Source organism: Sphingobacterium cellulitidis (assembly GCF_043187465.1).
GTDB lineage: Bacteria > Bacteroidota > Bacteroidia > Sphingobacteriales > Sphingobacteriaceae > Sphingobacterium > Sphingobacterium cellulitidis.
The window spans coordinates 2,319,569-2,341,685 of record NZ_CP171136.1 but is presented as its reverse complement, the minus strand read 5'-3'; the positions used below and the strand labels follow the sequence as shown (position 1 = coordinate 2,341,685).

Annotated in this window: 23 protein-coding genes; 10 read left to right on the top strand and 13 right to left on the bottom strand. The window is 37.5% G+C overall.

Annotated elements, in window-relative coordinates; all coding sequences use genetic code 11:
- Positions 1 to 2 precede the first annotated feature (2 nt).
- Positions 3 to 686, top strand: a complete 684-nt coding sequence (gene cmk / locus ACF3OC_RS10425) for a (d)CMP kinase (RefSeq protein WP_094281762.1) — start codon at positions 3 to 5, stop codon at positions 684 to 686.
- Between the two features lie 52 nt (positions 687 to 738).
- Here cmk and ACF3OC_RS10420 read toward each other — a convergent pair whose 3' ends face one another.
- The 4 genes from ACF3OC_RS10420 to ACF3OC_RS10405 all read right to left on the bottom strand — a co-directional run bounded on the left by ACF3OC_RS10420 (position 739) and on the right by ACF3OC_RS10405 (position 4,012).
- Positions 739 to 1,032, bottom strand: coding sequence for a hypothetical protein (locus ACF3OC_RS10420; protein WP_094256478.1), 294 nt, complete (start codon positions 1,030 to 1,032; stop codon positions 739 to 741).
- A gap of 184 nt (positions 1,033 to 1,216) precedes the next feature.
- Entirely contained in the window at positions 1,217 to 2,416 is a 1,200-nt protein-coding gene (locus ACF3OC_RS10415; protein WP_094256477.1) for a pyridoxal phosphate-dependent aminotransferase, read from the bottom strand.
- 144 nt (positions 2,417 to 2,560) lie between these two features.
- Positions 2,561 to 2,935 carry a DUF1573 domain-containing protein gene (locus ACF3OC_RS10410; RefSeq protein WP_094256476.1) on the bottom strand — a complete coding sequence of 125 codons (375 nt, stop codon included), beginning with the start codon at positions 2,933 to 2,935 and terminating at the stop codon, positions 2,561 to 2,563.
- A 111-nt stretch (positions 2,936 to 3,046) separates the two neighbouring features.
- Complete coding sequence (locus ACF3OC_RS10405) at positions 3,047 to 4,012, bottom strand: SIS domain-containing protein (RefSeq protein ID WP_392469151.1); 966 nt, start codon at positions 4,010 to 4,012, stop codon at positions 3,047 to 3,049.
- A 109-nt stretch (positions 4,013 to 4,121) separates the two neighbouring features.
- Between ACF3OC_RS10405 and recQ the strand changes: the two genes are divergently transcribed.
- On the top strand, positions 4,122 to 6,311 hold the full coding sequence (recQ, locus tag ACF3OC_RS10400; RefSeq protein ID WP_094256474.1) for a DNA helicase RecQ: 2,190 nt from the start codon (positions 4,122 to 4,124) through the stop codon (positions 6,309 to 6,311).
- A gap of 7 nt (positions 6,312 to 6,318) precedes the next feature.
- Complete coding sequence (gene kdsA / locus ACF3OC_RS10395; protein ID WP_094256473.1) at positions 6,319 to 7,134, top strand: 3-deoxy-8-phosphooctulonate synthase; 816 nt, start codon at positions 6,319 to 6,321, stop codon at positions 7,132 to 7,134.
- 185 nt (positions 7,135 to 7,319) lie between these two features.
- Here the strand turns inward: kdsA and dnaJ are convergent, their stop codons facing one another.
- The 5 genes from dnaJ to ACF3OC_RS10370 form a co-directional block, all read right to left on the bottom strand.
- Positions 7,320 to 8,468, bottom strand: a complete 1,149-nt coding sequence (gene dnaJ / locus ACF3OC_RS10390) for a molecular chaperone DnaJ (RefSeq protein ID WP_094256472.1) — start codon at positions 8,466 to 8,468, stop codon at positions 7,320 to 7,322.
- A gap of 9 nt (positions 8,469 to 8,477) precedes the next feature.
- Complete coding sequence (locus ACF3OC_RS10385; RefSeq protein WP_094256471.1) at positions 8,478 to 8,999, bottom strand: nucleotide exchange factor GrpE; 522 nt, start codon at positions 8,997 to 8,999, stop codon at positions 8,478 to 8,480.
- A gap of 139 nt (positions 9,000 to 9,138) precedes the next feature.
- Entirely contained in the window at positions 9,139 to 9,822 is a 684-nt protein-coding gene (locus ACF3OC_RS10380; RefSeq protein WP_094256470.1) for a cell division ATP-binding protein FtsE, read from the bottom strand.
- A 6-nt stretch (positions 9,823 to 9,828) separates the two neighbouring features.
- Positions 9,829 to 10,032 carry a fructose-6-phosphate aldolase gene (locus ACF3OC_RS10375; RefSeq protein WP_094256469.1) on the bottom strand — a complete coding sequence of 68 codons (204 nt, stop codon included), beginning with the start codon at positions 10,030 to 10,032 and terminating at the stop codon, positions 9,829 to 9,831.
- 60 nt (positions 10,033 to 10,092) lie between these two features.
- Positions 10,093 to 11,109, bottom strand: coding sequence for an acyl-CoA reductase (locus tag ACF3OC_RS10370; RefSeq protein WP_094281813.1), 1,017 nt, complete (start codon positions 11,107 to 11,109; stop codon positions 10,093 to 10,095).
- A 160-nt stretch (positions 11,110 to 11,269) separates the two neighbouring features.
- On the opposite strand from ACF3OC_RS10370, the gene ACF3OC_RS10365 reads away from it, so the two are divergent.
- Together ACF3OC_RS10365 and ACF3OC_RS10360 are read left to right on the top strand one after the other, a co-directional pair.
- Complete coding sequence (locus ACF3OC_RS10365) at positions 11,270 to 11,620, top strand: 4Fe-4S dicluster domain-containing protein (RefSeq protein ID WP_094256468.1); 351 nt, start codon at positions 11,270 to 11,272, stop codon at positions 11,618 to 11,620.
- Between the two features lie 218 nt (positions 11,621 to 11,838).
- On the top strand, positions 11,839 to 13,335 hold the full coding sequence (locus tag ACF3OC_RS10360) for a dicarboxylate/amino acid:cation symporter (RefSeq protein ID WP_094281758.1): 1,497 nt from the start codon (positions 11,839 to 11,841) through the stop codon (positions 13,333 to 13,335).
- A gap of 73 nt (positions 13,336 to 13,408) precedes the next feature.
- Here ACF3OC_RS10360 and ACF3OC_RS10355 read toward each other — a convergent pair whose 3' ends face one another.
- The 4 genes from ACF3OC_RS10355 to ACF3OC_RS10340 are packed head-to-tail and all read right to left on the bottom strand — an operon-like array spanning position 13,409 to position 16,905.
- Positions 13,409 to 14,218: a phosphate ABC transporter ATP-binding protein gene (locus ACF3OC_RS10355; protein ID WP_094256466.1), complete on the bottom strand. Its 810-nt coding sequence runs from the start codon at positions 14,216 to 14,218 to the stop codon at positions 13,409 to 13,411.
- Positions 14,173 to 15,027: a PstA family ABC transporter permease gene (locus tag ACF3OC_RS10350; RefSeq protein WP_094281756.1), complete on the bottom strand. Its 855-nt coding sequence runs from the start codon at positions 15,025 to 15,027 to the stop codon at positions 14,173 to 14,175. The genes ACF3OC_RS10355 and ACF3OC_RS10350 overlap by 46 nt, the downstream gene beginning before the upstream one ends.
- Positions 15,024 to 15,914, bottom strand: coding sequence for a phosphate ABC transporter permease subunit PstC (gene pstC, locus ACF3OC_RS10345; RefSeq protein WP_094281754.1), 891 nt, complete (start codon positions 15,912 to 15,914; stop codon positions 15,024 to 15,026). The genes ACF3OC_RS10350 and pstC overlap by 4 nt, the downstream gene beginning before the upstream one ends.
- Positions 15,904 to 16,905: a PstS family phosphate ABC transporter substrate-binding protein gene (locus tag ACF3OC_RS10340; protein ID WP_256962572.1), complete on the bottom strand. Its 1,002-nt coding sequence runs from the start codon at positions 16,903 to 16,905 to the stop codon at positions 15,904 to 15,906. The genes pstC and ACF3OC_RS10340 overlap by 11 nt, the downstream gene beginning before the upstream one ends.
- A 143-nt stretch (positions 16,906 to 17,048) precedes the next feature.
- Between ACF3OC_RS10340 and ACF3OC_RS10335 the strand changes: the two genes are divergently transcribed.
- From ACF3OC_RS10335 to cysD, 5 genes are read left to right on the top strand one after another with little or no spacing between them, the layout of a single operon-like run.
- On the top strand, positions 17,049 to 19,154 hold the full coding sequence (locus tag ACF3OC_RS10335; RefSeq protein WP_094281750.1) for a HEPN domain-containing protein: 2,106 nt from the start codon (positions 17,049 to 17,051) through the stop codon (positions 19,152 to 19,154).
- Between the two features lie 13 nt (positions 19,155 to 19,167).
- Positions 19,168 to 19,935 carry a uroporphyrinogen-III C-methyltransferase gene (gene cobA, locus ACF3OC_RS10330; RefSeq protein WP_094281748.1) on the top strand — a complete coding sequence of 256 codons (768 nt, stop codon included), beginning with the start codon at positions 19,168 to 19,170 and terminating at the stop codon, positions 19,933 to 19,935.
- Complete coding sequence (locus ACF3OC_RS10325; RefSeq protein WP_094281746.1) at positions 19,935 to 20,528, top strand: bifunctional precorrin-2 dehydrogenase/sirohydrochlorin ferrochelatase; 594 nt, start codon at positions 19,935 to 19,937, stop codon at positions 20,526 to 20,528. Before cobA ends, ACF3OC_RS10325 begins: the two co-directional genes overlap by 1 nt.
- On the top strand, positions 20,506 to 21,210 hold the full coding sequence (locus ACF3OC_RS10320; protein WP_094281744.1) for a phosphoadenylyl-sulfate reductase: 705 nt from the start codon (positions 20,506 to 20,508) through the stop codon (positions 21,208 to 21,210). The genes ACF3OC_RS10325 and ACF3OC_RS10320 overlap by 23 nt, the downstream gene beginning before the upstream one ends.
- Before the next feature lie 12 nt (positions 21,211 to 21,222).
- Complete coding sequence (gene cysD / locus ACF3OC_RS10315) at positions 21,223 to 22,113, top strand: sulfate adenylyltransferase subunit CysD (RefSeq protein ID WP_094281742.1); 891 nt, start codon at positions 21,223 to 21,225, stop codon at positions 22,111 to 22,113.
- Positions 22,114 to 22,117: the final 4 nt, after the last annotated feature.

The following is a 22,117-nucleotide window of genomic DNA, read 5'->3' as shown; positions in this document are numbered from 1 at the left end:
ATATGAAGAATTTCGTAATTGCTATTGATGGATTTTCCTCTTGCGGGAAAAGTACGGTTGCAAAGGCCTTGGCTAAGGAATTGAATTTTGTTTTTATTGATAGTGGTGCAATGTACAGAGCAGTAACGCTATATGTACAACAAAACAACATCGATATCAACGATGAACATGCAATTTCTACTGCCTTGGAAAATATACATATTGATTTTGTCCCTAATCCTGAAAAAACTCAGATTTTATTGAACGGAGTTGATGTTTCGGATGCAATTCGCACTATGGAAGTTTCTGAATATGTTTCTGAAGTTAGCGCTGTGAAAGCGGTTCGTACTGCCATGGTAAAGCAGCAACAAGCATTAGGTAAAAAACGAAATATTGTGATGGATGGGCGTGACATTGGTACTACGGTTTTCCCAAATGCAGATCTTAAAATCTTTATGACTGCAAGTCCTCAGGTTCGTGCTGAACGTCGCTTTGCAGAATTATCTGCCAAAGGTGAACAATTAACCATGGAAGAGGTTAAAGAAAACTTGGCACATAGGGATCATATCGATAGTACGCGTGAAGAAAGTCCACTTAGACAAGCTGAAGATGCTATAGTATTAGATAATTCTGAGTTAAATCAAGTAGAACAATTGGGTTTTGTTATTCAATTAGTACAGGATAAAATGGAACTCCCTAAAGCTTAACTCAAAAAATAAGAAATTGAAAAAGGCCTCAAAATTTTTGAGGCCTTTTCTACTATTTCATATTATCAATCTCTTGTTGTTGTTTCAATTGATCGATATTATTTTTACTTCCAAACTCATCTGTCTTTTCTTGGAAGGAATTTAGGATTTCCAGAATTGCTTCAGAGTTATCTGCTGTACGTTGATAGATATCAGGAATCTTAGATTCAATTGTTTTGTCTCCTAATTCTATATTATCAATTTCAACTTTAGCTATTTTTTCTAAAACAGCCTGCTGGCTATTTCTAATGTCCTCTAATTCTCTGGATATTTTCTCCATTAATTCGAATTTCTTTAATTTATCCATAAATATTTTTTCATTAGTTTCTACTATATAAACGCCAAAGTTGATGTTTTGTTGTGTGTTTTTTATAAACAACTATTATTCAGTAGATTAAAAGCAAAAGTTTATGTGTTTATTAAACTAATTCTTCCATAAAAAAAAGTCGTTATTCAAAATAACGACCTTTTTATTTATGCTGGGAAGGAACTTAGATAGTTCTTCCTGGATATTCTTGTAGACCTTTTTCTAGACAAACCAATGCTTTTTTCAAGTCTTCTTGATTCAATACATAGGCCAATCTAACTTCATTTAATCCTGCACCTGGAGTAGAATAGAATCCTGTAGCAGGAGCCATCATTACTGTTTCGTTTTGGTATGAGAATTTCTCCAACATCCATTGGCAAAATTTATCTGCGTTATCAATCGGTAATTTCGCGATAACATAAAATGCACCTCCTGGATTCGGACAAAATACGCCTTCAATTTTATTTAAGCCATTTACCAAAGTATCTCTTCTTGCTGTATATTCTTTCGATACCGCTTCAAAGTAACTATCTGGAGTATCAACTGCTGCTTCACCAGCAATTTGCCCTTCTAGTGACGGACTTAATCTTGCTTGTGCAAATTTCAATGCAGTCAAATATAATTCCTTGTTTTTTGTAATGATGCAGCCAATTCTTGCTCCACATGCAGAATAACGTTTAGAAACCGTGTCAAATACCACAACGTTTTCTTCTAAACCTTCTAGTTGCATCGGTGAAATAAACTCACGACCATCATAACAGAATTCTCTATAAGCCTCGTCAGAGAATAAATAAAGATCATGTTTTAAACACAATTCCTTTAATGCTTCTAACTCTTCTCTGGAATATAAATATCCGGTCGGATTATTAGGGTTACAAATTGCAATTGCTTTCGTTTTTTCGGTGATAACTTTTTCGAAATCTGCAATTGAAGGCAATGCAAATCCATTATCAATAACAGACATAATCGGTTTTACGATAATGTCAGCAGAACATGCAAAGCCATTATAGTTTGCGTAGAATGGTTCTGGAATAATAACCTCTTCTCCCGGATTCAAGCAAGCTTGCATCGCAATAGTAATTGCTTCTGATCCACCGTTAGTAACCAATATATCGTTAGGAGTGATGTTATAATTCAATTTATTATAATACTCAGCTAATTTAGTACGGTAAGAAAGTGTCCCTTCTGATGATGTATATGCCCAAACTTTAAAATCAATATTCTTTAAAGCATTTAACATGATTTCCGGAGTTTCAATATCCGGTTGGCCAATGTTCAAATGGTAGATTTTCTTTCCTTCTCTTTTTGCCTGATCTGCAAATGGAGTCAGTTTTCTAATAGGGGATGCTGGCATGTTGATGCCCTTTTGAGAAATAGTTGGCATTATAATTTAATTATGTTTTTTATCCTTGCAAAAATACAAATAAAACTGAGCTTGTCCTAAAAAATGAAAGCCGACTTAGTTAAAGCCGGCTTTGTAATTTTTATATACTTTTTAGGTTTTTGGAAAACCTGAAAAATTTACTCCTTATTCTACAATACCTTTAATGGTAAGTGTTTTTACTGGAGTTTTTGTATTCGATTTTACAATAAAGGACTTAGTGAATGGTCCTTTCGCTGCTGCATTAAAAGTTACTTTAATAGTACCAGCTTCTCCAGGTTTTACTGGTGTTTTGGTAAATTCAGCTACAGAACAGCCGCAAGTAGGTTGAACATCAGAAATAATGATTGGTTCATCCCCAGAGTTACTAAATTTATATTCGTACGAAACAGGCTTGTTCAATGGAATCTTTCCAAAGTCATGTGTTTCCTTTTCAAATTTAAACTCAGCAGCCAACATTCCCATCGCCGTCAAACTAATAAATGCAATAATAACTGCACATATACTTGTAATCTTTTTCATCGTTTCAATTTTTTCGTTGCTTTACTCAATCAAATCTAAGACCATTTTTATAAGAATACGATTCTTTATGCATTTTTGAAATAATTACACAAGAATATTACAATAAAGCATTTAGATAATGCCTTCTTTTAAAATGTCTTGCAAATGAATAATCCCCGCATATTTCCCTGAATCTGTCACAACCAATTGTGAAATACTATTCTGACGCATCAAATGAAGCGCATTCGCCGCTAATTCTGTTTTGTCAATTTTCTTAGGATTTACAGACATAATCTCCTTCGCAATTAATCCGCTAACGTCAGTATGCTTTTCCAACATCCTTCGAATATCTCCATCTGTAATAATTCCTAAAATTTCTCCTCCATCAATTACCACTGTTGCTCCAAGTCTGAATTCTGTGATACTGATCAATACCGAACGTACATCTGCATTCGCCGAAACTTGTGGTAAGCCATTATGATCAGATAAATCTCCAACCTTTAAGTACAATTGTTTTCCCAATGCTCCACCTGGATGATATTTTGCAAAATCCTGATCGGTGAACTGCCTTTTGTTTTGTAAACAAACAGCAATCGCATCACCCATGGCTAATTGAACCGTGGTACTGGTCGTTGGAGCTAAATTATTTGGACAAGCCTCACGAGTAATGCTTGTATCTAAGATATAATCTGCTTGTTCTGCCAAAAAGGATTCCTGATTTCCGACCATGGCTACCAATGTATTACCGGTTTGCTTCAAATAGGGAACCAATACTTTGATTTCTGGGGTATTTCCACTTTTTGAAATGGCAATGATTAAATCATCCTCCTGAATAATTCCTAAATCACCATGAATCGCATCTGCAGCATGCATAAAAATAGAGGGGGTACCTGTTGAATTCAATGTCGCGACAATCTTCTGGGCAATGATGGCACTTTTTCCAATTCCCGTCAAAATCACCCTTCCTCTTAAGGTCAAAATTCTCTCTATTACTTCTACAAAATCGTTGTTAATCTTCTCTGAAAGTGCCAATACGTTCGCTGCTTCAAGTTCAAAAGTGCTCTGCGCCAACGATTTGATATCTATATTGTTTTTCACGTATTATTTCCTTAATTTTATGTATAAATTTGATGTATTCGCTACAAAAATACATTATTTAACACGTATTATTCATACCGTTATTACATCTATTTATTTTGCATAGTCAATGGAAATAGAAAAATCACTTTTCGATAATCTTCAAGATTTTTTTGGGTTCGATACTTTTAAAGGCGATCAGGAAGCAATTATTACAAATGTTCTTAATAAGAAAGATACTTTCGTAATTATGCCGACCGGTGGCGGAAAGTCAATCTGTTATCAGTTGCCAGCTCTGATGAGCGAAGGTACTGCTATTGTTATTTCTCCGCTAATCGCGCTGATGAAAAATCAAGTCGACCAAGTCCGAGCCTTCGGTGGTAGAGATAGTATAGCTCACTTTTTGAACTCTTCTCTTACCAAAAATGAAATTCAGCGCGTCAAACAAGATGTGCAAGATGGTAAAACAAAACTCCTCTATGTTGCTCCTGAATCCTTGGCAAAGGAAGAAAATGTGCAATTCCTGAAGAGTATTACAGTTTCCTTCGTCGCTGTCGATGAAGCTCACTGTATCTCCGAATGGGGGCACGATTTCAGACCTGAATATCGTAAAATCCGCCAGGTAATCAATGATATAGGTGAAAATATCCCTATTATCGCTCTTACTGCAACTGCTACCCCTAAAGTTCAATCTGACATTCGCAAAAATTTGCAAATGACTGATGCTAGCTTGTTTAAGTCTTCTTTCAACCGTACTAACTTGTACTATGAAGTAAGACCTAAAGAAGATGTCATCAAACAGATTGTTCGTTTTATTAAAAGTAATTCTGGGAAAGCTGGTATTGTTTATTGTTTGAGCCGCAAGAAGGTAGAGGAAATCGCTGAAGTCCTTAATATCAACGGAATTAAGGCTTTACCTTACCACGCTGGATTGGATGCCAAAACCAGGGCAGAAACGCAAGACAAATTCTTGATGGAAGACATCGAGGTTATTGTCGCTACGATCGCCTTCGGAATGGGAATCGATAAACCGGATGTGCGATATGTCATTCACCATGACATCCCTAAATCAATGGAAGGCTACTACCAGGAAACTGGACGTGCTGGACGGGATGGGGGTGAAGGTTATTGCTTGGCTTTCTACTCCGAAAAAGATGTCGAAAAGCTAACAAAATTCATGAAAGATAAACCTGTTTCTGAAAAGGAAATAGGTACTCAAATATTAAAAGAGGTTATCGACTATTCGGAATCTGCCGTTTGTCGTAGAAAACAAATCCTTCATTATTTCGGCGAAAAGTTTGATGAGACTGGTTGTAATTCAATGTGTGATAATTGTAGAGCAGCAAAAACTTATTTTGATGCTGAGCAACCTCTCTTAACTGTCTTAAACTTTATTAAAGAGGAAGGCGATAAGTTTGATGATCAGCACATTATCAATATGTTGATTGGTCAAAATAATCAACCAATATCTAAATACAAGCATGATACACATGCGCTATTTGGATCTGGAAAGGAGCAAGGGGTCAATTTTTGGAACTCCTTGATTCGTCAGGCTGAACTCGCTGATTTTATTAAAAAGGATATCGACCATTATGGCTTACTGCAATTGACTCCAGGTGGGAAAAAATATATCAATAACCCATATCCATTGAAGTTTATCTTAAACAAACCAATGGAAATGTCCAAAGCAGATTCTTCTGAAGATGCTGGCGGCCAAACTGGCGCATTGGATACTGAGTTGTTGAAAATGCTGAAAGACCTGCGGAAGAAAATTGCAAAACAGAAATCATTGCCTCCGTTTGTAATTTTCCAAGACCCTTCCCTGGACGAAATGTGTACTCACTATCCAATATCTATGGATGAGTTGAAGCAAATCCAAGGGGTAGGCTCAGGTAAAGCCATGAAGTTTGGAGCTCCTTTTATTGATTTGATCAAGAAATATGTGGATGATAATGATATTGATAGACCGCAAGATTTGGTGATTAAAAGCACCGCGAATAAATCGGCGTTAAAAGTATCCATCATTCAAAATATTGATAGAAAAATCAGTTTGGAAGATATTGCATCCGCTAAGGGTATTAGTTATGAAGACTTATTACGTGAAGTAGAATCTATCGTAAATTCCGGAACAAAATTGAATATTGGATATTTTGTCGATGAGATGATCGATCAAGATCGTCAGGATGAAGTCTATGACTATTTTAAGACTGCTGAGAATGATGGTATTGATACGGCCTTGGATGAACTAGGAGAGGAGGATTACTCCTTTGAAGACATCCAATTGATGCGTATCAAATTTATGTCGGAACTAGGTAATTAAATAATATATGATTAATACATATTTGCCAGAAATTAAAAATGGCAACTCTTCTTCATTTTTCCTGATGGCAGGACCTTGTGCTATCGAAGGTGAAGAAATAGCATTACGTATTGCTGATAAAATCGTCAACATTACTGATAAACTAAATATCCCTTATATATTCAAAGGTTCTTACCGCAAGGCAAACCGTTCTAAGGGAAATTCATTTACTGGTATTGGAGATGAAAAAGCATTGAAGATCTTGGAAAAAGTGAGCAAAACATTTGGGGTTCCAACTGTTACTGATATTCACGAAAGCCATGAAGCTGCAATGGCTGCAGCATATGTAGATGTCCTTCAAATCCCTGCTTTCCTTTGTAGACAAACAGACCTTCTACAGGCTGCTGCTGAAACAGGAAAAGTAGTGAATATTAAAAAAGGTCAATTCCTATCTGCTGAATCCATGAAATTTGCAGTAGAGAAAGTACAAGATGCCGGAAACCCAAAAGTGATTCTTACTGATCGCGGAAATACATTCGGATATCAAGACCTTATCGTCGATTATCGTGGTTTACCTGTCATGAAGTCTTTCAATGTACCAACCGTTATGGACTGTACACATTCACTTCAACAGCCGAATCAAAGTTCAGGAGTTACAGGTGGGAAACCAGAATTAATTGAAACTATCGCAAAAGCTGCAATCGCAGTGGGAGCAGATGGCCTCTTTATTGAAACTCACCCAGATCCAGCTAATGCTAAATCTGACGGCGCTAATATGCTTCACCTAGATCTACTAGAAGATCTACTCGTGAAATTGCAAAGAATTAGAGAAGCAATTCTATAAAACAAAAAGCTGGTCATTACAAAATGACCAGCTTTTTTATCTTTTAATAGATTTCAAAATTTGAGTACCTAAGGAATTTCAAGAATTTTCAGCCTTTCCACTCTCTCAAATCTCAAATCAAAAATCAAAAATCTCATTATTCCTTTCCACTATCTCAAATCTCAAATCTCACATCTCAATACTACCTACTCAAAATACTCCTTAATCCTTTCAAAGAATGATTTCTCACTTTTTCCAGGTTGAGGTTTAAAGTTTGCTGAGTTTTTCAGTTTCTCCAACAATTCTTTTTCCTCTTTGGACACTGTTTTTGGAGTCCATACATTGACATATACCAGTTGATCTCCTTTATGATAAGAATTGACTTCTGGCAATCCTTTACCTTTCAATCTTAAAATCTTACCACCTTGAGTACCTGGTTCAATCTTGATTTTCGCTTTACCATCGATCGTAGGGATTTCTACGCTCGTGCCTAGGGCAGCATCAGCAAAATTGATATATAGATCATAGATCACATTGATGCCATCACGCTTTAAAGTTTCGTGCGGAACTTCCTCAACCAAAATAATAAGGTCTCCAGGGATTCCTCCACGTGGTGCAGCATTACCTTTACCACTCATTGATAACTGCATGCCTTCACTTACACCTGCAGGGATATTGATAGAAATGGTTTCTTCACCACGAACTAAACCTTCTCCCTTACAAACTGTACATTTTGCAGTGATTTCAACGCCCTCACCATTACAAGTAGGACAGGTGCTTGTTGTTTGCATCTGACCGAGAATGGTGTTGGTCACTCGGCGAACCGAACCAGAACCACCACAGGTATTACAAGTGTGATATGAATTTTTATCTTTTGCTCCAGTACCATCACAGGTATTACATTTAACCTGCTTATTTACTTTTACTTTTTTCTCAACCCCTTTGGCAACTTCCTCAAGAGTCAATTTTACTTTGATCCTTAAATTGCTTCCTCGTTGTACACGACGACCGCCACGAGTGCCACCGCCACCACCAAAGAAACTTTCAAACGGATTTCCACCACCGAAAATATCTCCAAATTGACTGAAGATATCATCCATGTTCATGCCGCCACCGCCATATCCAGAAGCCGAATTGCCCGCATGACCAAATTGATCATAACGCTTTCTCTTCTCCGGATTGCTTAAAACCTCATAGGCCTCAGCAGCTTCCTTAAACTTATCTTCAGCCTCCTTGTCACCAGGATTCTTATCCGGGTGATATTTAATGGCTAGTTTACGATATGATGTTTTTATTTCTGTTACTTCTGCCGTTCTGGAAACTCCAAGGACATCGTAATAATCTCTTTTTGACATCTTTTATATTTATTGACCTACAACTACTTTCGCAAATCTGATTACAGTGTCATTTAAGGTATAACCCTTCTCAATAACATCAATAACCTTATCTTTCAAATCTGGACTAGGTGCAGGAATGAGGGTAATCGCTTCTTGAAACTCAGGATCAAATGGCTGACCTAATACTTCGATCTCCTTAACCCCAAGTTGTTCCATCGTTTTTTTAAGCTTGTGATAAACCAAATCAATTCCTTGTTTCATTGGATCATCTGAAGAAACATCCTTCATAAAACTCAAAGAACGATCGAAATCATCAACTACAGGTAATAACTTTAAGATTACATCTTTACCAGCAGATTGCATCAAATCAATCTTCTCCTTCGCAGTTCTTTTCTTGTAATTATCAAACTCCGCTACCAATCGCGCATACTTATCGTTTGATTCATTTAACTTATTTGTCAGCTCTTCGGTCGCTGCAGATCCTTGCTCCACATTCTCCTCCGAATTGTTCATTTCTGGGTCTTGAATATTCTCGTTCTCGTTTATCATCTCCTAATAAATAACTTGTTTGTGTAACCTTAAGTACCGTTCCATCAATTTTTTTGCCAACAAAAAAAATCCGACATGCTGTCAGTGTTTCTTACATTCACTAGCAATAATGTCGGATTGATTTTACTACTGTCAGCTATTAAATGCTAACATTGTCATGCAACGCTCCGTCAGCAGTCTTCAGGATACGCGCAGGCATATTTCTAATAATTTGATAATCGTGTGTAGCCATTAATACTGCCGTCCCTGAGGATGCAATATCACGTAATAATAAAACTATCTCCTCCGAGGTAGCCGGGTCTAAGTTCCCAGTTGGCTCATCTGCCAAAATAATCTCTGGATTGTTTAGTAATGCCCTCGCAATAACAACACGTTGTTGCTCACCTCCGGATAACTCATGTGGCATCTTCTTCAATTTTGAACGTAAGCCCACCTTTTCCAATACATCAATAATCCTGTTCTCAATTTGCGCTTTTTCCTTCCAGCCGGTAGCCTTCAAGGCAAACTCTAAATTCTTCTCTACCGTTCTATCGTTCAATAAATGGAAATCCTGAAATACAATGCCCAATTTACGTCTCAAATAGGGAACATCATTCTCATGAAGCTTCTTTAAATCAAATCCAGCAATCATTCCCTCACCATTTGCAATGTACAAATCGCCATAGATTATTTTTAATAAACTACTCTTTCCTGAACCTGATTGCCCAATGAGGTATAAAAATTCCCCCTGTGCGATATCAAGGTTGACATCAGATAGTACAAGATGCTTCTGTTGATAGATTTCTACATGTTTAAGTTTGATAACTGTATTTGCTTCTCTCATGATAATTTATAAGTCGATTTTCTTAATCTGTCCAAATGGTAACTCCCGAACAACTTCCATAATATAGTCCGCTTTGTCCGATAAACCAATCTTGTCCAGTGATTTGTCAGGTCTGTCCACGCGAAAATAAGCCAAAAGCGTAAATGCATCGTCCCTTAACTGAACATAATCCGGAATTTTTGCCACACCCTTAACTTTAATTACATACATAGTCAAACAAAATTATAACTTTTTACGAATTCACACTCATATAACGACAATAAATGCTAATTATTGGTTCGCCAATAAAAAGGATAAGGTATTTACATTGTCCGCATAATCGTCTAATGCAGGATATTGACTCGCCCCAAATGGAAAAACCGGAACATCCCCCGCATGCAACTCGACATCTGACGTAATACACTGGATCTCATCCTGATGATCAATGATATATTTCTCTACCTCAGCAAGATCCTTGTAGTATTCAAAATGAACAACCGCAAGGGGAGAGGCTAAGCTGGAATCCTCCTTCAATAATAAAAATCCATTGTCATAATGTTTATTCTTATTAATCAGGTATATGGATTTATTGAAATCATAATTGTTGTTATACTTAGCGTGATCCTTGATCGGATAGAAAGGTTCCAGATTATTCAATAAATGAACAATATCATACCCCTCAGGGATAAAAATTTTCGATACGGAACGACATCCTAATCCAAAATAATCAAAAATATCATGCCCCAACTTTTGCAATTCCTCATCACTTTCCTTTCCCGTTAATACAGATAGGGAGTTTCGATTTTTACGAATGATATGAGGTTTCTTTCCAAAGTAATATTCAAAATAACGAGCAGAATTATTACTTCCGGTTGCTATAACCAAGTCAAAATTCTCTAGTTTATCTACTAATTGAATTTGTTCCTTAAATAGTGGCTCAACTTCAATTAACTTATCAAGAACAAATTTGGTTAAACCTGCATCATCCGATGATACCTTAATCTTTGCAATAAAACCAGTCAATAAAACACACATGATATCATGAAATCCTACAAGAGGTAAATTACCAGCCAAAACTAAGCCCACAGATTTATTCTGATCAGTGTCTGGAACATCTTTTAACCATTTACTTAATTTTTCCTCAGTCAAATTATGTGCGATTGCCTTTATTTGTTGCTGAATATTCGCCTTGGTATACCATGCGTTTTTATGGACCGCAGTATCTAAGATAGAAGCATGATCCATTTCTGCTGATCTCAGGTATTCCCCAAGTTTTACGAAAGCATCTATTCTTTGTTTTCTTGTCAAAATCTTACTATTTAGAATTAATCTGTATTTTTTTTGCCGTATATTTGCCATATCAAAGTAAATAACTACTAATTTTGTATACTTTTATTTTTGAGTATATAGCATTAGTACTAACTTTGAAAGTGCAAAATTAGTTTATTATTTTATTGTAAGGATATAAATGGCAATTAAAATTACTGACGAATGTATAAATTGTGGGGCCTGCGAACCAGAATGCCCAAATAATGCAATCTATGATGCTGGTGTAACCTGGAAATTCTCTGATGGTACAGCTTTAGATGGTGTGATTGATTTTGGTGACGGCGTTACTTTGGATGCTAACGAATCACAAGATGCAATCTCTAATGAAGTGTATTATATTGTTTCTGATAAATGTACCGAGTGTGTGGGATTCCATGATGAACCCCAATGTGCAGCAGTTTGTCCTGTAGATTGTTGTGTTGAAGATGAAGATGTACGCGAAACAGAAGAAGAATTGTTAGCTAAAAAAGCTTGGCTTCACGCTGAATAATCAGATTGTACTAAGATATTATCAAAACCACCTCCAAAAAGGTGGTTTTTTTGTTTTTTCCCGCCCGCTCACATTCAACTTATTAACCCCGAATTAGTGCTTTTCTCATCCCTTTCCGAAAATACTATAACGTAAAAGATTTGGTTTGCAGCTCTATTTTTTTATTTTTGTTCGTCTAAAAAGTTAAAAAAAGAAATAAATAACCTTATTAAATCTACATGTCTAAAAAAACCACAGGATATATATTGCTTATAACTATTGCGATAGCGTCTATCCTGACCATCCTTTATGAATTCAATCTTGCTGCTATTCCTGCATCTTTGATGATGGGAGTTCGTTGGATTACCGCAATTGTCTTAGTCTTAAATGCAATCATGCGAAAAGGTTTGACTACTTGGATCCTGACCTGTATGGTATTGGGTATTTTCGTAGGATTAGATTTTCCTGATGTTGCTAAAGCCTTGCAACCCCTAAGCCAGGGATTTATTAAATTGGTGAAAACGATCGTCGGACCAATTCTATTCGCAACATTGGTTTTTGGTATTGCTGGACATTCCGACCTGAAACAAGTAGGACGTATGGCTTGGAAATCCATGTTATACTTCTTCTGTGCTACGACCTGTGCTATTTTTATCGGTCTTGCTGCGATTAACTTGACAAAGGCAGGAGTAGGTATCGACATCGAACATATGCCGCATGAAGAACTTCCCCAAACTTCAGCTGTATCCGATTCTGATAAAATCGCCTTAGAACATATCGACGAAAGTGCACATTGGATCTATAAATTCACCTCTTTCTTTAGAGACACTTTCCCTGAGAATATCGTAAAATCTGTATATGAAAATAAAGTCCTTCAAATCGTAGTATTTGCCGTTATTTTCGGTATTGGACTCGCAATGGTGGAAGAAAAGAAACGAAAGCCCTTCGTGGATTTCGCCGAATCGCTCTCCGAAGCCATGTTCAAATTTACCAATCTCGTTATGCTTTTCGCGCCAATTGGAGTAGGTGCAGCAATGGCATATACCGTGGGTCACCTCGGAATTGATATCCTCAAAAACCTCTTTATGCTTTTGGCAACCTTATACCTAGCGCTGATATTCTTCCTAGGTGGTATTTTATTGCCAGTGGCTCTATATCTAAAGATTCCTATTAGACAGTTTATCAATGCTATTAAAGAACCTGTATCCATCGCATTTGCTACCACAAGCTCGGATGCAGCTCTGCCTAAAGCGATGAGTGCCATGGAGAAATTCGGTGTGCCAAGGAAAATCGTATCTTTCGTAATCCCTACAGGATATAGCTTTAACCTCGATGGTACCTCCTTATACCTTTCATTGGCCTCAATCTTTGTTGCCCAAGCTGCAGGTATCGACCTTTCATTTGGACAACAATTAATGATCGCTTTTACCCTAATGATTACTTCTAAGGGAGTAGCAGCTGTGCCTCGTGCATCTTTAATCATTTTGATTGCTACTGCTGACCAATTCGGATTACCAGTATTTGTAATTGCTGCAATCCTGGGTATCGACGAATTGATGGATATGGCTAGAACCTCAGTGAATGTAATTGGTAACTGTTTAGCAACTGTAGTAGTAGCCAAATGGGAAGGGGAATTCGATGAAGCCGCACCTTTCAGGAAAGATACCGATGAAGATGGACTCGAAGAAATAGTCGAGACCATTGAAGAAGGTCCAGAAGGTGAAACCAGAACTTAATTTAACTAAACAACAAAAATAATAAGGGAGCTTTTCAATTGAATCGCTCCCTTTTTCTATCTATTAATTGTGATTATGAAATAAATCCTTTAACATATTGCTGGGTGATTTCATGCTGCGGATCCAATAAAACCTGCTCTGATTTACCAAATTCTATCACCTCACCGTTATATAGAAACAAGATATAATCGGAAACCCTACGAGCCTGTCTCAAAATATGAGTGACCAATACAATGGTATAATCTTGTTTTAGTTGAATCAATAAATTCTCAATGACTTGTGTTGAAATCGGGTCAAGGGCTGAGGTCGATTCATCTCCCAAAATAATCTCTGGCTCAACGGCTAATCCTCTGGCTAAACATAATCGCTGTTGCTGACCAATGGAAAGCCTACTGGCTGAACTATCTAACCGATCCTTGACTTCATTCCATAACCCAACGTTTTTTAATTGCCTTTCTACAATAGCTTGGAGGGACTTTTTGTCCTTGTTCCCATGTATCCTCGGTCCATAAGCAATATTATCAAATATGGACATGGGCAATGGAAATGGCTTTTGTGATAATAAGCCCATTTTCTTGCGAATATGTGTAACCTCTGCATCGGGACCATAAATATCCTCACCATTGACCAAAACAGATCCTGTCACTTTTACATCCGTGGAATCATCCAAAAGTCGGTTTAAGGTCTTTAACAAAGTTGTTTTGCCACAACCTGAAGGTCCAATAATAGAGGTAATACAATTATTGGGGATTTCTAAGTTGATATCCTTTAGAATATGCTGATCTTCTACATAAACATTTAAACCCTTAATCTCTATATGTGGATTAACCTGATGGATTATGCCCTGTGTTTTTTCTGTTTCGATGCTAGGTATTGCGTACATATAACGATAAGTAAAATGATAATTGTTAAAATTAATGCCGAGGCATAAGCCCGACCTTGAACTTCTGGAATTGGACTGCTCAATTGAAAAAATATGGCTAATGGCAGCGTAGCAGTAGGCTCATCCAGATAAAGTGGAATGTTGTCACTAAAGCCTGTTGTCAGTAAGACGCCGGCAACATCACCAATAGCTCTGCCAAATGCCAATAATATAGCTGTAAATAATCCAGGTTTAATATAAGCCAACATGACCTTGGCTGATTCCCATCGAGTGGCACCCAATGAACTCGTGATGTGTCTTAAGTCCGTTGGAACAGTTTGGATTAATTCATCTATGGTCCGAACAACAATTGGAATTGTTAATAGCGTAATGGTAATTACTCCACCAATCAGAGATGCTCGAACGCCCAACCAAACCATAATACTAAAGGCTATTGCCCCATAAACTATGGATGGAATTCCAAATAGAACATCAAAAATCAATTTGGAAAATCGGCTGATCCGTGAACCCTTTTTGGAGTAAATATTTAAGAAAATACATATAGGAATCCCAATAATGGTCGCTAATAAGGTGGAAAGACCAGCCAAGTAGAGGGAACCCAAAATTGCATTCAGGATCCCACCACTTTTACCAACGTAAAAACCACCCTCAGGAGTTTTCGTGATCATATCCAGACTCAAATGTGGAAGCCCCTTATAAAGAATGGTCCCAATGATAAAAAATAACGAACCTGTAATAATGATTCCAGACCCTTGCATTAATATCTTGGCAATTCTTTCTTTTCTCAATCTCTTGTTGATATTGCTCATATATTTTTTGCCTCCATTCTCTTTAAAATTCCCCTGGAAATTAAATTAAACCCTAAAATGATCACAAATAGGAGTAAAGCTGCAAACATCAAGGCTGAATCGTATTTCGGAATTGACATCATCTCCCCAAAATTATTGGCAATCAATGCTGGTAATGGATAACCGGCATCAAAGATGGTTTTAGGAATTTTCGGAATATTTCCACAAACCATCAATACAGCAATGGTCTCTCCAAATGCTCTCGAAACAGCCAGTACAATAGCTGCCATAATTCCTGGCCTCGCTTTCTTCAATACAACCTGCTGGATCGTCTCTAATTTCGTCGCTCCGAGGGATAATGAAACCGATCGTAACTCCTTCGGAATAGTTTGCAAAACCTCCACCATGATGCTGACCATAATTGGAAAAATCATCACCGCAAGGACAATGCCGCCTGAAAAAACTGAGTATCCAGTGCTGCTGATCCCAAATATTGGCGCTATGTACTCTCCAATCATTGGAACGACAAATAGAACACCCCAAACTCCATATAATACCGGTGGAATCGCTGCTAATATATTCACCAAGGGCAATACAAAATTGCGCAACTTGCTCCCGGCATACTCAACTAAATAAACTGAAGCTGCCAAGCATAATGGAACTGCAATGATTAAGGAAATTAAGGTAACCCAAATCGTCCCCATGATAAAAGGTAGAAATCCAAAATTCCCTTTCATAGGTGACCAAATACTGCTGCTCAAAATATTCCATAAGGATTCCTGTGCAATTAAAGGCTCCGATTTGATGCTAAGTCCAACTACTATAGCCAAGATGACTAGTAAACAGATCCCTAGTAAAATCCCGGAAAGATTCTTTATTATTTTATCTTTTATTAATCTATAATTCACTGGCCAATAGTTTATTGCTTTCTTCTTTGATCATTTCTTTATTCAATGGAACAAATCCATTCTCTAATAAATATGCCTGTGATTTGTCAGTCATCACAAATCGAACAAATTCATCCAACAACTTGGATTCATATTTTTTATTTAAAACAAACATTAATTCCCGTGCTGGAGGGGAAGGATATAATCCAGTTGCAACTGCATTGGTTAAACTATCCAACTCCTCATAAAAGCTTTCCTGTGCATCTATTCGATGATTCGAATTGAGATCCAAGGGAAGAGCAACGATGTTCTCTGTCGTCTTTTTACTTTTTAAATCAAATACATAGTTGATATTATTGAATCCTATTGATAGTGGATTGTCTTTGATGGCTTGTGCCAATCCCGGATCCCCAAATATTCCAATGCCAGAAAGCTCCTCTTGTGTAGCTCCCAGATATTTAGCCCATGTCTCCGCTGCTCCTGCAGCATCTGACCGAACGTACACCTCAATATTCTTATTGACGAAACTGGGATCCAAATCACTCCACTTTTTAATTTTCCCTGTTACAAAAATCCCCTGGAGTTCTTCTTGACTCAATCCGCGCTTTAATAAACCTTCAATATTCGGATGTCTACTATTCAATGTGCCAATCACGGCATCATTGGCTACGACTACAGGTAATGCTCCTTTTTCTATTTCAATGGGATGTAAATCCCGGGAAACCAATCCTATATCAACCATATTGGATAAAACATCAGAAATTCCTTTTCCTGCGCCACCCGCCGAAATATTAAATCTAACATTCGGATGTATTTTCTTGAAATCCTCGCTCCATAAAACGGCAATTGGATACAAAGCAAAGGCTCCTGAAATGGAAATTGTGCCCACATATCCTTTCTTTGGATCATAGCCTTGATCAACTTTCGGCGAACAAGAAAATGTTACAAAAAGAAGTAATGAACTTAATATCAACACTTTAACACCTGTATTTCTTTGTTTTTTGAGCATCATTAAAAAATAATTACACAAATATATAGTAATTTGGTAGACTTTGTATAGTAATTTTATAATTATTTTATACATTTGTTCCATAAACGTTAACAATAACCTAACTAAAGGGGTGTTTAATTACCTTTTTAATAATAGAAGATAGAATGCAGAGCTTTAGGACAGAATTAGAAAACCCTGTAGTAGAACAGGAAATCATTGAATTAGAAAAGAAAATTCAGGCATATCGGAAAGGGGAGTTGCCCGATGAAAAGTTTAGATCTCTTCGTTTGGCTAGGGGAGTCTATGGTCAGCGACAACCCGGTGTTCAAATGGTGCGGATAAAACTGCCTTTTGGAAAAGTTACCTTCCAGCAGATTTTGAAAATTGCCGCAATCTCGGATGAATATGCAAGCAAAAACCTGCACCTCACAACTCGTCAGGATATTCAAATCCACTTTGTGAGCTTGGATAAAACTCCGGAACTATGGGCGAAACTTGCTGAGGATGATATGACCCTCCGGGAAGCTTGTGGAAATACTGTCCGTAACGTAACGGCTTCCCCAACCGCTGGAATTGATCCAGATGAACCATTTGATGTTTCGCCTTATGCGCATAAAACTTTTACCTACTTCGTCAGAAATCCAATCTGCGCTGAGATGGGTAGAAAATTCAAAATCTCTTTCTCGGCCTCAGACAAGGATTCCGCATTCTCCTATATTCATGACTTTGGATTTATCCCAAAAGTAAGAGTAGTTGATGGCAAAGAACAAAGAGGCTTTAAAGTTATGCTTGGTGGTGGACTCGGGGCTCAACCTATTCTGGCTCATGAAGTCTATGAATTCCTCCCTGAAGATGAAATCCTACCATATGCTGAAGCTACAATCCGTGTATTTGACCGATATGGTGAACGGAATAACAGAAATAAAGCAAGATTCAAATTCCTGGTTCAAAAATTAGGTCTTGAAACTGTCCTTAACTTGATCGAAGAAGAAAAAATCGCCGTTAAAAATAAACGTGTGACTTTTGATAGAGATGCTGTTCAGCAACCTCAACCTCCAAGTGTTATCGTTCAGGAAGAAACTCCTAATGATCCTTTGGGATTTGAACTTTGGAAATCCACCAATTGCTTTGAACAAAAGCAAAAAGGATATTATGGCGTTTATGCCAATATCCAAACTGGAGATATTTCTACAGACAAGGCTAGAACGTTAATTGATGGTATAAAGGATCATGTGGCTGATGACATCCGAATCACGCAAGATCAAAATCTACTTTTTAAATATGTTAAACCGGAATCCTTAGCAGCTGTATATAATGTGTTACTAAGCTTAGGATTCGCTAAACCCGGTTACAATAGCACAGCAGATATTACGACCTGCCCCGGAACTGATACTTGTAACCTAGGAATTTCAAACTCCACAGAAATGGCCAGAGTATTGGAAAACTATATTCATGAATTCCATCAGGATTTTATAAAAGAAAAAGAACTGAAGATTAAAATTTCTGGTTGTATGAACTCCTGTGGTCAACATGGTCTTGCCCATATCGGCTTCCATGGTAGCTCTGTAAAGGTTAATGGAAATGTAGTTCCTGCAGCGCAGGTGATGCTCGGTGGTGGAACGCTGGGCGATGGAAAAGGCCGCGTTGCTGATCGGGTGATCAAAGTTCCAACGAAAAGAGTCCTTCAAGTAGTTGATGTTATCTTGTCTGATTTCAAGGCAGGTAAAAATAATGATCAATCGTTCATCGAATATTATGAACAACAAGGAAAGGACCATTTCTATAGACTGCTGAAGCCTTTAGCTGAACTAAGTAACTTAAGTGCTGACGAACATATTGATTGGGGACATGAAACAAGTTTTGAAACAGCAATTGGCGTGGGTGAATGTGCTGGCGTGGTAATCGACCTGGTAGCAACACTTTTATTGGAAGCTGAAGAAAAATTAGAACTCGCAGATCTGGCATTTGAGAAAAAACAATATGCAGATGCCATCTACCATGCTTACAGTTCTTTCGTGTGGACAGCAAAAGCATTGTTGTTGGATAAAGGAATTAATGCTTCAACACAAACTGCAGTCATACAAGAGTTTGACAACAACTATGTAAACGAGGAATACTTCCAGTTTCCATCCACATTTGCAGATAGAGTATTACAAATAAATAAATATGAGCCTTCGGAAGAGTTTGCAAAAACCTATTTATTGCAGGCCAAAGGATTTTGCCTGGAAGCAAAAGAACGTAGAGAAGAATGGCGTGTAGTAAACCAATAAGAGAGGAGAGAAAATGAAGGAAATTAAACCATTTGTAACTTTAGTTGGCGCAGGTCCTGGCGACCCCGATTTGATTACCCTAAAAGGAATCAAAGCCATACAAAAAGCTGACGTCATCCTGTATGACGCATTGGTGAATGAAGAATTATTAGAATTAGCTTCTGAACATTGTACTAAAATATATGTAGGCAAAAGAGCCGAACAACTATCAACTTCTCAAGATCAAATTAATCAATTGTTAGTGGATTATGCATTGACACATGGACATGTGGTTAGATTGAAAGGTGGTGATCCTTTTGTCTTTGGCCGAGGTGGTGAAGAAATTGATTTTGTTCGTCAATTTGATATCCCTACAGCTGTTGTACCAGGTTTGTCTTCATCCATTAGCTTAACGGGACTCCAACAGATCCCTTTGACTTATCGCGGAATCGCGGAGTCTTTCTGGGTAATCACCGGTGCGACCAAAGCCGGAAATCTTTCTGAAGATCTATATAAAGCAGTCCATACAAATGCTACAGTAGTTGTTCTTATGGGGTTTGCTAAACTTAAGGAAATCATAGAATTATATAAGAATAATAATAAAGCAGATTTACCTATTGCGCTAATCCAAAATGGATCGCTTCCGAATGAGAAAATAGTATTGGGAAGGGTTGAAAATATTCTGGAACAAGCTGAGGCTTCTGCAATTGGGGTCCCTGCAATTATTATTTTGGGTGAGGTAGTCGCCAAGCACCTGGAGTTTGAAAATGTTAAACAACAACTGCAATTTATTGAAGCTTAATGAATACACTTTTTCCAATATATGTCAAATTAGATCAGATTGAAACCTTATTGGTAGGTGCTGGACCGGTTGGATTGGAAAAAATTCAAGCCTTGATTAGTAATTCGCCACAAGCTAAAGTGAAAGTGGTAGCATTGGAGGTTTCTGAAGAGTTCTATCTCTTTATTCAAGATAACCCTAATATTGAGTTACATCATCGCGCTTTTTCAGCAGTTGATCTCTTTGGAAAGCAACTTGTCATATTGGCAACAAATAATCCCAAATTAAATAATCAAGTCCGCGAATTATGTGCTAATCACCATATTTTATTAAATGTTGCTGATAAACCTTCGCTATGTGATTTCTACCTGGGATCCGTCGTACAAAAAGGCAATCTAAAAATCGGGATTTCTACAAATGGAAAATCTCCAACTATTGCAAAACGAATCAAAGAATTATTGAATGAGTTGCTACCAGAGGAAATCGATGAAACCCTAAATCTCATGTCCGACCTGAGAAATCAACTAGCAGGTGACCTGAAAGAGAAAATAAACGTGCTTAATGCACATACTGAACAGTTAATTAAACAAAATGAATACGATCGAGCAAATTAAATCCGACTTAAATGACGCTGATGCCCGGTCTATTATTCAATATATAGACCAGAATTTTGCTGATAAGGCTGTATTCTCTACTTCCTTTGGAATTGAAGATCAAGTTTTAACCCATTTCCTCGCTCTAGAAAATGCTAAAATCAACATTTTCACCCTGGATACTGGCCGTCTTTTCCCGGAAACATATTATGTATGGAACCGAACCCTAGACTTATATAACTTGAATATAAAGGCTTTTTATCCTCAAACTCAAGCTGTGGAACAGCTTCTTGAAACGAAAGGCCCTTCAAGTTTTTATAATTCAGTGGAGGACCGTAAAGAATGTTGTAACATCCGAAAAATTGAACCTCTAAAAAGAGCAATTAATGGCTATCAAGTTTGGATTACTGGAATTAGAGCAGAACAATCAGTCAATAGAGACCAAATGGAATTCGTTGAATGGGATGAACAGAACCAAATCATTAAAATTCACCCACTTTACAATTGGTCCTTAAAAGACGTTGAAAAATATTTGAAAGACAATTTTGTACCCTACAATCCCTTACATGATAAAGGATTTGTAAGTATTGGTTGTCAACCTTGTACAAGGGCTGTACAAGAAGGTGAGGACTTCCGCGCTGGCCGATGGTGGTGGGAGGATAAGTCAAAGAAGGAGTGTGGTTTACATGTGACACATAAATAATTAGTTTACAAAATGGATTACTTAGATCATTTAGAGGCAGAAGCCATTTATATATTGAGAGAAGTGGCCGGACAATTCGAAAATCCCGCTCTTTTATTCTCCGGTGGTAAAGATTCCATCACCCTGGTCCATTTAGCAAAAAAAGCTTTCCGACCTGGAAAATTCCCGTTCCCATTGGTACATATTGATACTGGCCATAACTTTCCTGAAACTATTCAATTTCGGGATTGGCTAGTGGATCAACTTGGCGAAAAACTAATCGTTGGTTATGTTCAAGAAAGTATCGATGCTGGAAAGGTCGTCGAACAAAAGGGAAAAAATGCGAGTAGAAATGCCCTTCAGACAGTTACTTTATTAGATACCATCGAGAAAAATGGCTTTGATGCTTGTATCGGTGGTGCCCGTAGAGATGAAGAAAAAGCAAGAGCTAAGGAAAGAATCTTCTCCGTAAGGGATGATTTTGGCCAATGGGACCCTAAAAGGCAAAGACCTGAACTCTGGAATATCTTCAATGGCAAGATTCAGAAAGGGGAGAACGTCCGGGTATTTCCAATCTCCAATTGGACGGAACTGGATGTATGGAATTATATCAAACGTGAAAAAATTGAATTACCATCCATCTATTTCTCCCATAAAAGAGATGTCGTATTTAGGAATGGTCAATGGATGGCAGCAGATCCAGCACTTCAAATAGATCAAGATGATATTATAGAACATAAATCAGTTAGATTCAGAACTGTAGGTGATATGACTTGTACTGCCGCTGTAGATTCTGAAGCAACCGAATTGGATGATATTATCAATGAAATCAAGGCCTCAACTGTCAGTGAACGTGGTGCTCGTCTGGATGATAAGGTCTCTGAAGCAGCAATGGAAGACCGTAAAAAACAAGGCTATTTTTAATTAA

Bases quoted from the DNA above. Each gene is read 5' to 3' on its own strand.
- ACF3OC_RS10340 (WP_256962572.1), bottom strand. From the start codon at position 16,905: ATGATGCTCAAAAAACAAAGAAATACAGGTGTTAAAGTGTTGATATTA.
- kdsA (WP_094256473.1), top strand. From the start codon at position 6,319: ATGATTAATACATATTTGCCAGAAATTAAAAATGGCAACTCTTCTTCA.
- dnaJ (WP_094256472.1), bottom strand. From the start codon at position 8,468: ATGTCAAAAAGAGATTATTACGATGTCCTTGGAGTTTCCAGAACGGCA.
- cobA (WP_094281748.1), top strand. From the start codon at position 19,168: ATGAAGGAAATTAAACCATTTGTAACTTTAGTTGGCGCAGGTCCTGGC.
- cmk (WP_094281762.1), top strand. From the start codon at position 3: ATGAAGAATTTCGTAATTGCTATTGATGGATTTTCCTCTTGCGGGAAA.
- ACF3OC_RS10350 (WP_094281756.1), bottom strand. From the start codon at position 15,027: ATGAGCAATATCAACAAGAGATTGAGAAAAGAAAGAATTGCCAAGATA.
- ACF3OC_RS10420 (WP_094256478.1), bottom strand. From the start codon at position 1,032: ATGGATAAATTAAAGAAATTCGAATTAATGGAGAAAATATCCAGAGAA.
- ACF3OC_RS10335 (WP_094281750.1), top strand. From the start codon at position 17,049: ATGCAGAGCTTTAGGACAGAATTAGAAAACCCTGTAGTAGAACAGGAA.
- recQ (WP_094256474.1), top strand. From the start codon at position 4,122: ATGGAAATAGAAAAATCACTTTTCGATAATCTTCAAGATTTTTTTGGG.
- ACF3OC_RS10325 (WP_094281746.1), top strand. From the start codon at position 19,935: ATGAATACACTTTTTCCAATATATGTCAAATTAGATCAGATTGAAACC.
- ACF3OC_RS10385 (WP_094256471.1), bottom strand. From the start codon at position 8,999: ATGATAAACGAGAACGAGAATATTCAAGACCCAGAAATGAACAATTCG.
- ACF3OC_RS10410 (WP_094256476.1), bottom strand. From the start codon at position 2,935: ATGAAAAAGATTACAAGTATATGTGCAGTTATTATTGCATTTATTAGT.
- cysD (WP_094281742.1), top strand. From the start codon at position 21,223: ATGGATTACTTAGATCATTTAGAGGCAGAAGCCATTTATATATTGAGA.
- ACF3OC_RS10375 (WP_094256469.1), bottom strand. From the start codon at position 10,032: ATGTATGTAATTAAAGTTAAGGGTGTGGCAAAAATTCCGGATTATGTT.
- ACF3OC_RS10365 (WP_094256468.1), top strand. From the start codon at position 11,270: ATGGCAATTAAAATTACTGACGAATGTATAAATTGTGGGGCCTGCGAA.
- ACF3OC_RS10355 (WP_094256466.1), bottom strand. From the start codon at position 14,218: ATGTACGCAATACCTAGCATCGAAACAGAAAAAACACAGGGCATAATC.
- ACF3OC_RS10415 (WP_094256477.1), bottom strand. From the start codon at position 2,416: ATGCCAACTATTTCTCAAAAGGGCATCAACATGCCAGCATCCCCTATT.
- ACF3OC_RS10320 (WP_094281744.1), top strand. From the start codon at position 20,506: ATGAATACGATCGAGCAAATTAAATCCGACTTAAATGACGCTGATGCC.
- ACF3OC_RS10380 (WP_094256470.1), bottom strand. From the start codon at position 9,822: ATGAGAGAAGCAAATACAGTTATCAAACTTAAACATGTAGAAATCTAT.
- ACF3OC_RS10360 (WP_094281758.1), top strand. From the start codon at position 11,839: ATGTCTAAAAAAACCACAGGATATATATTGCTTATAACTATTGCGATA.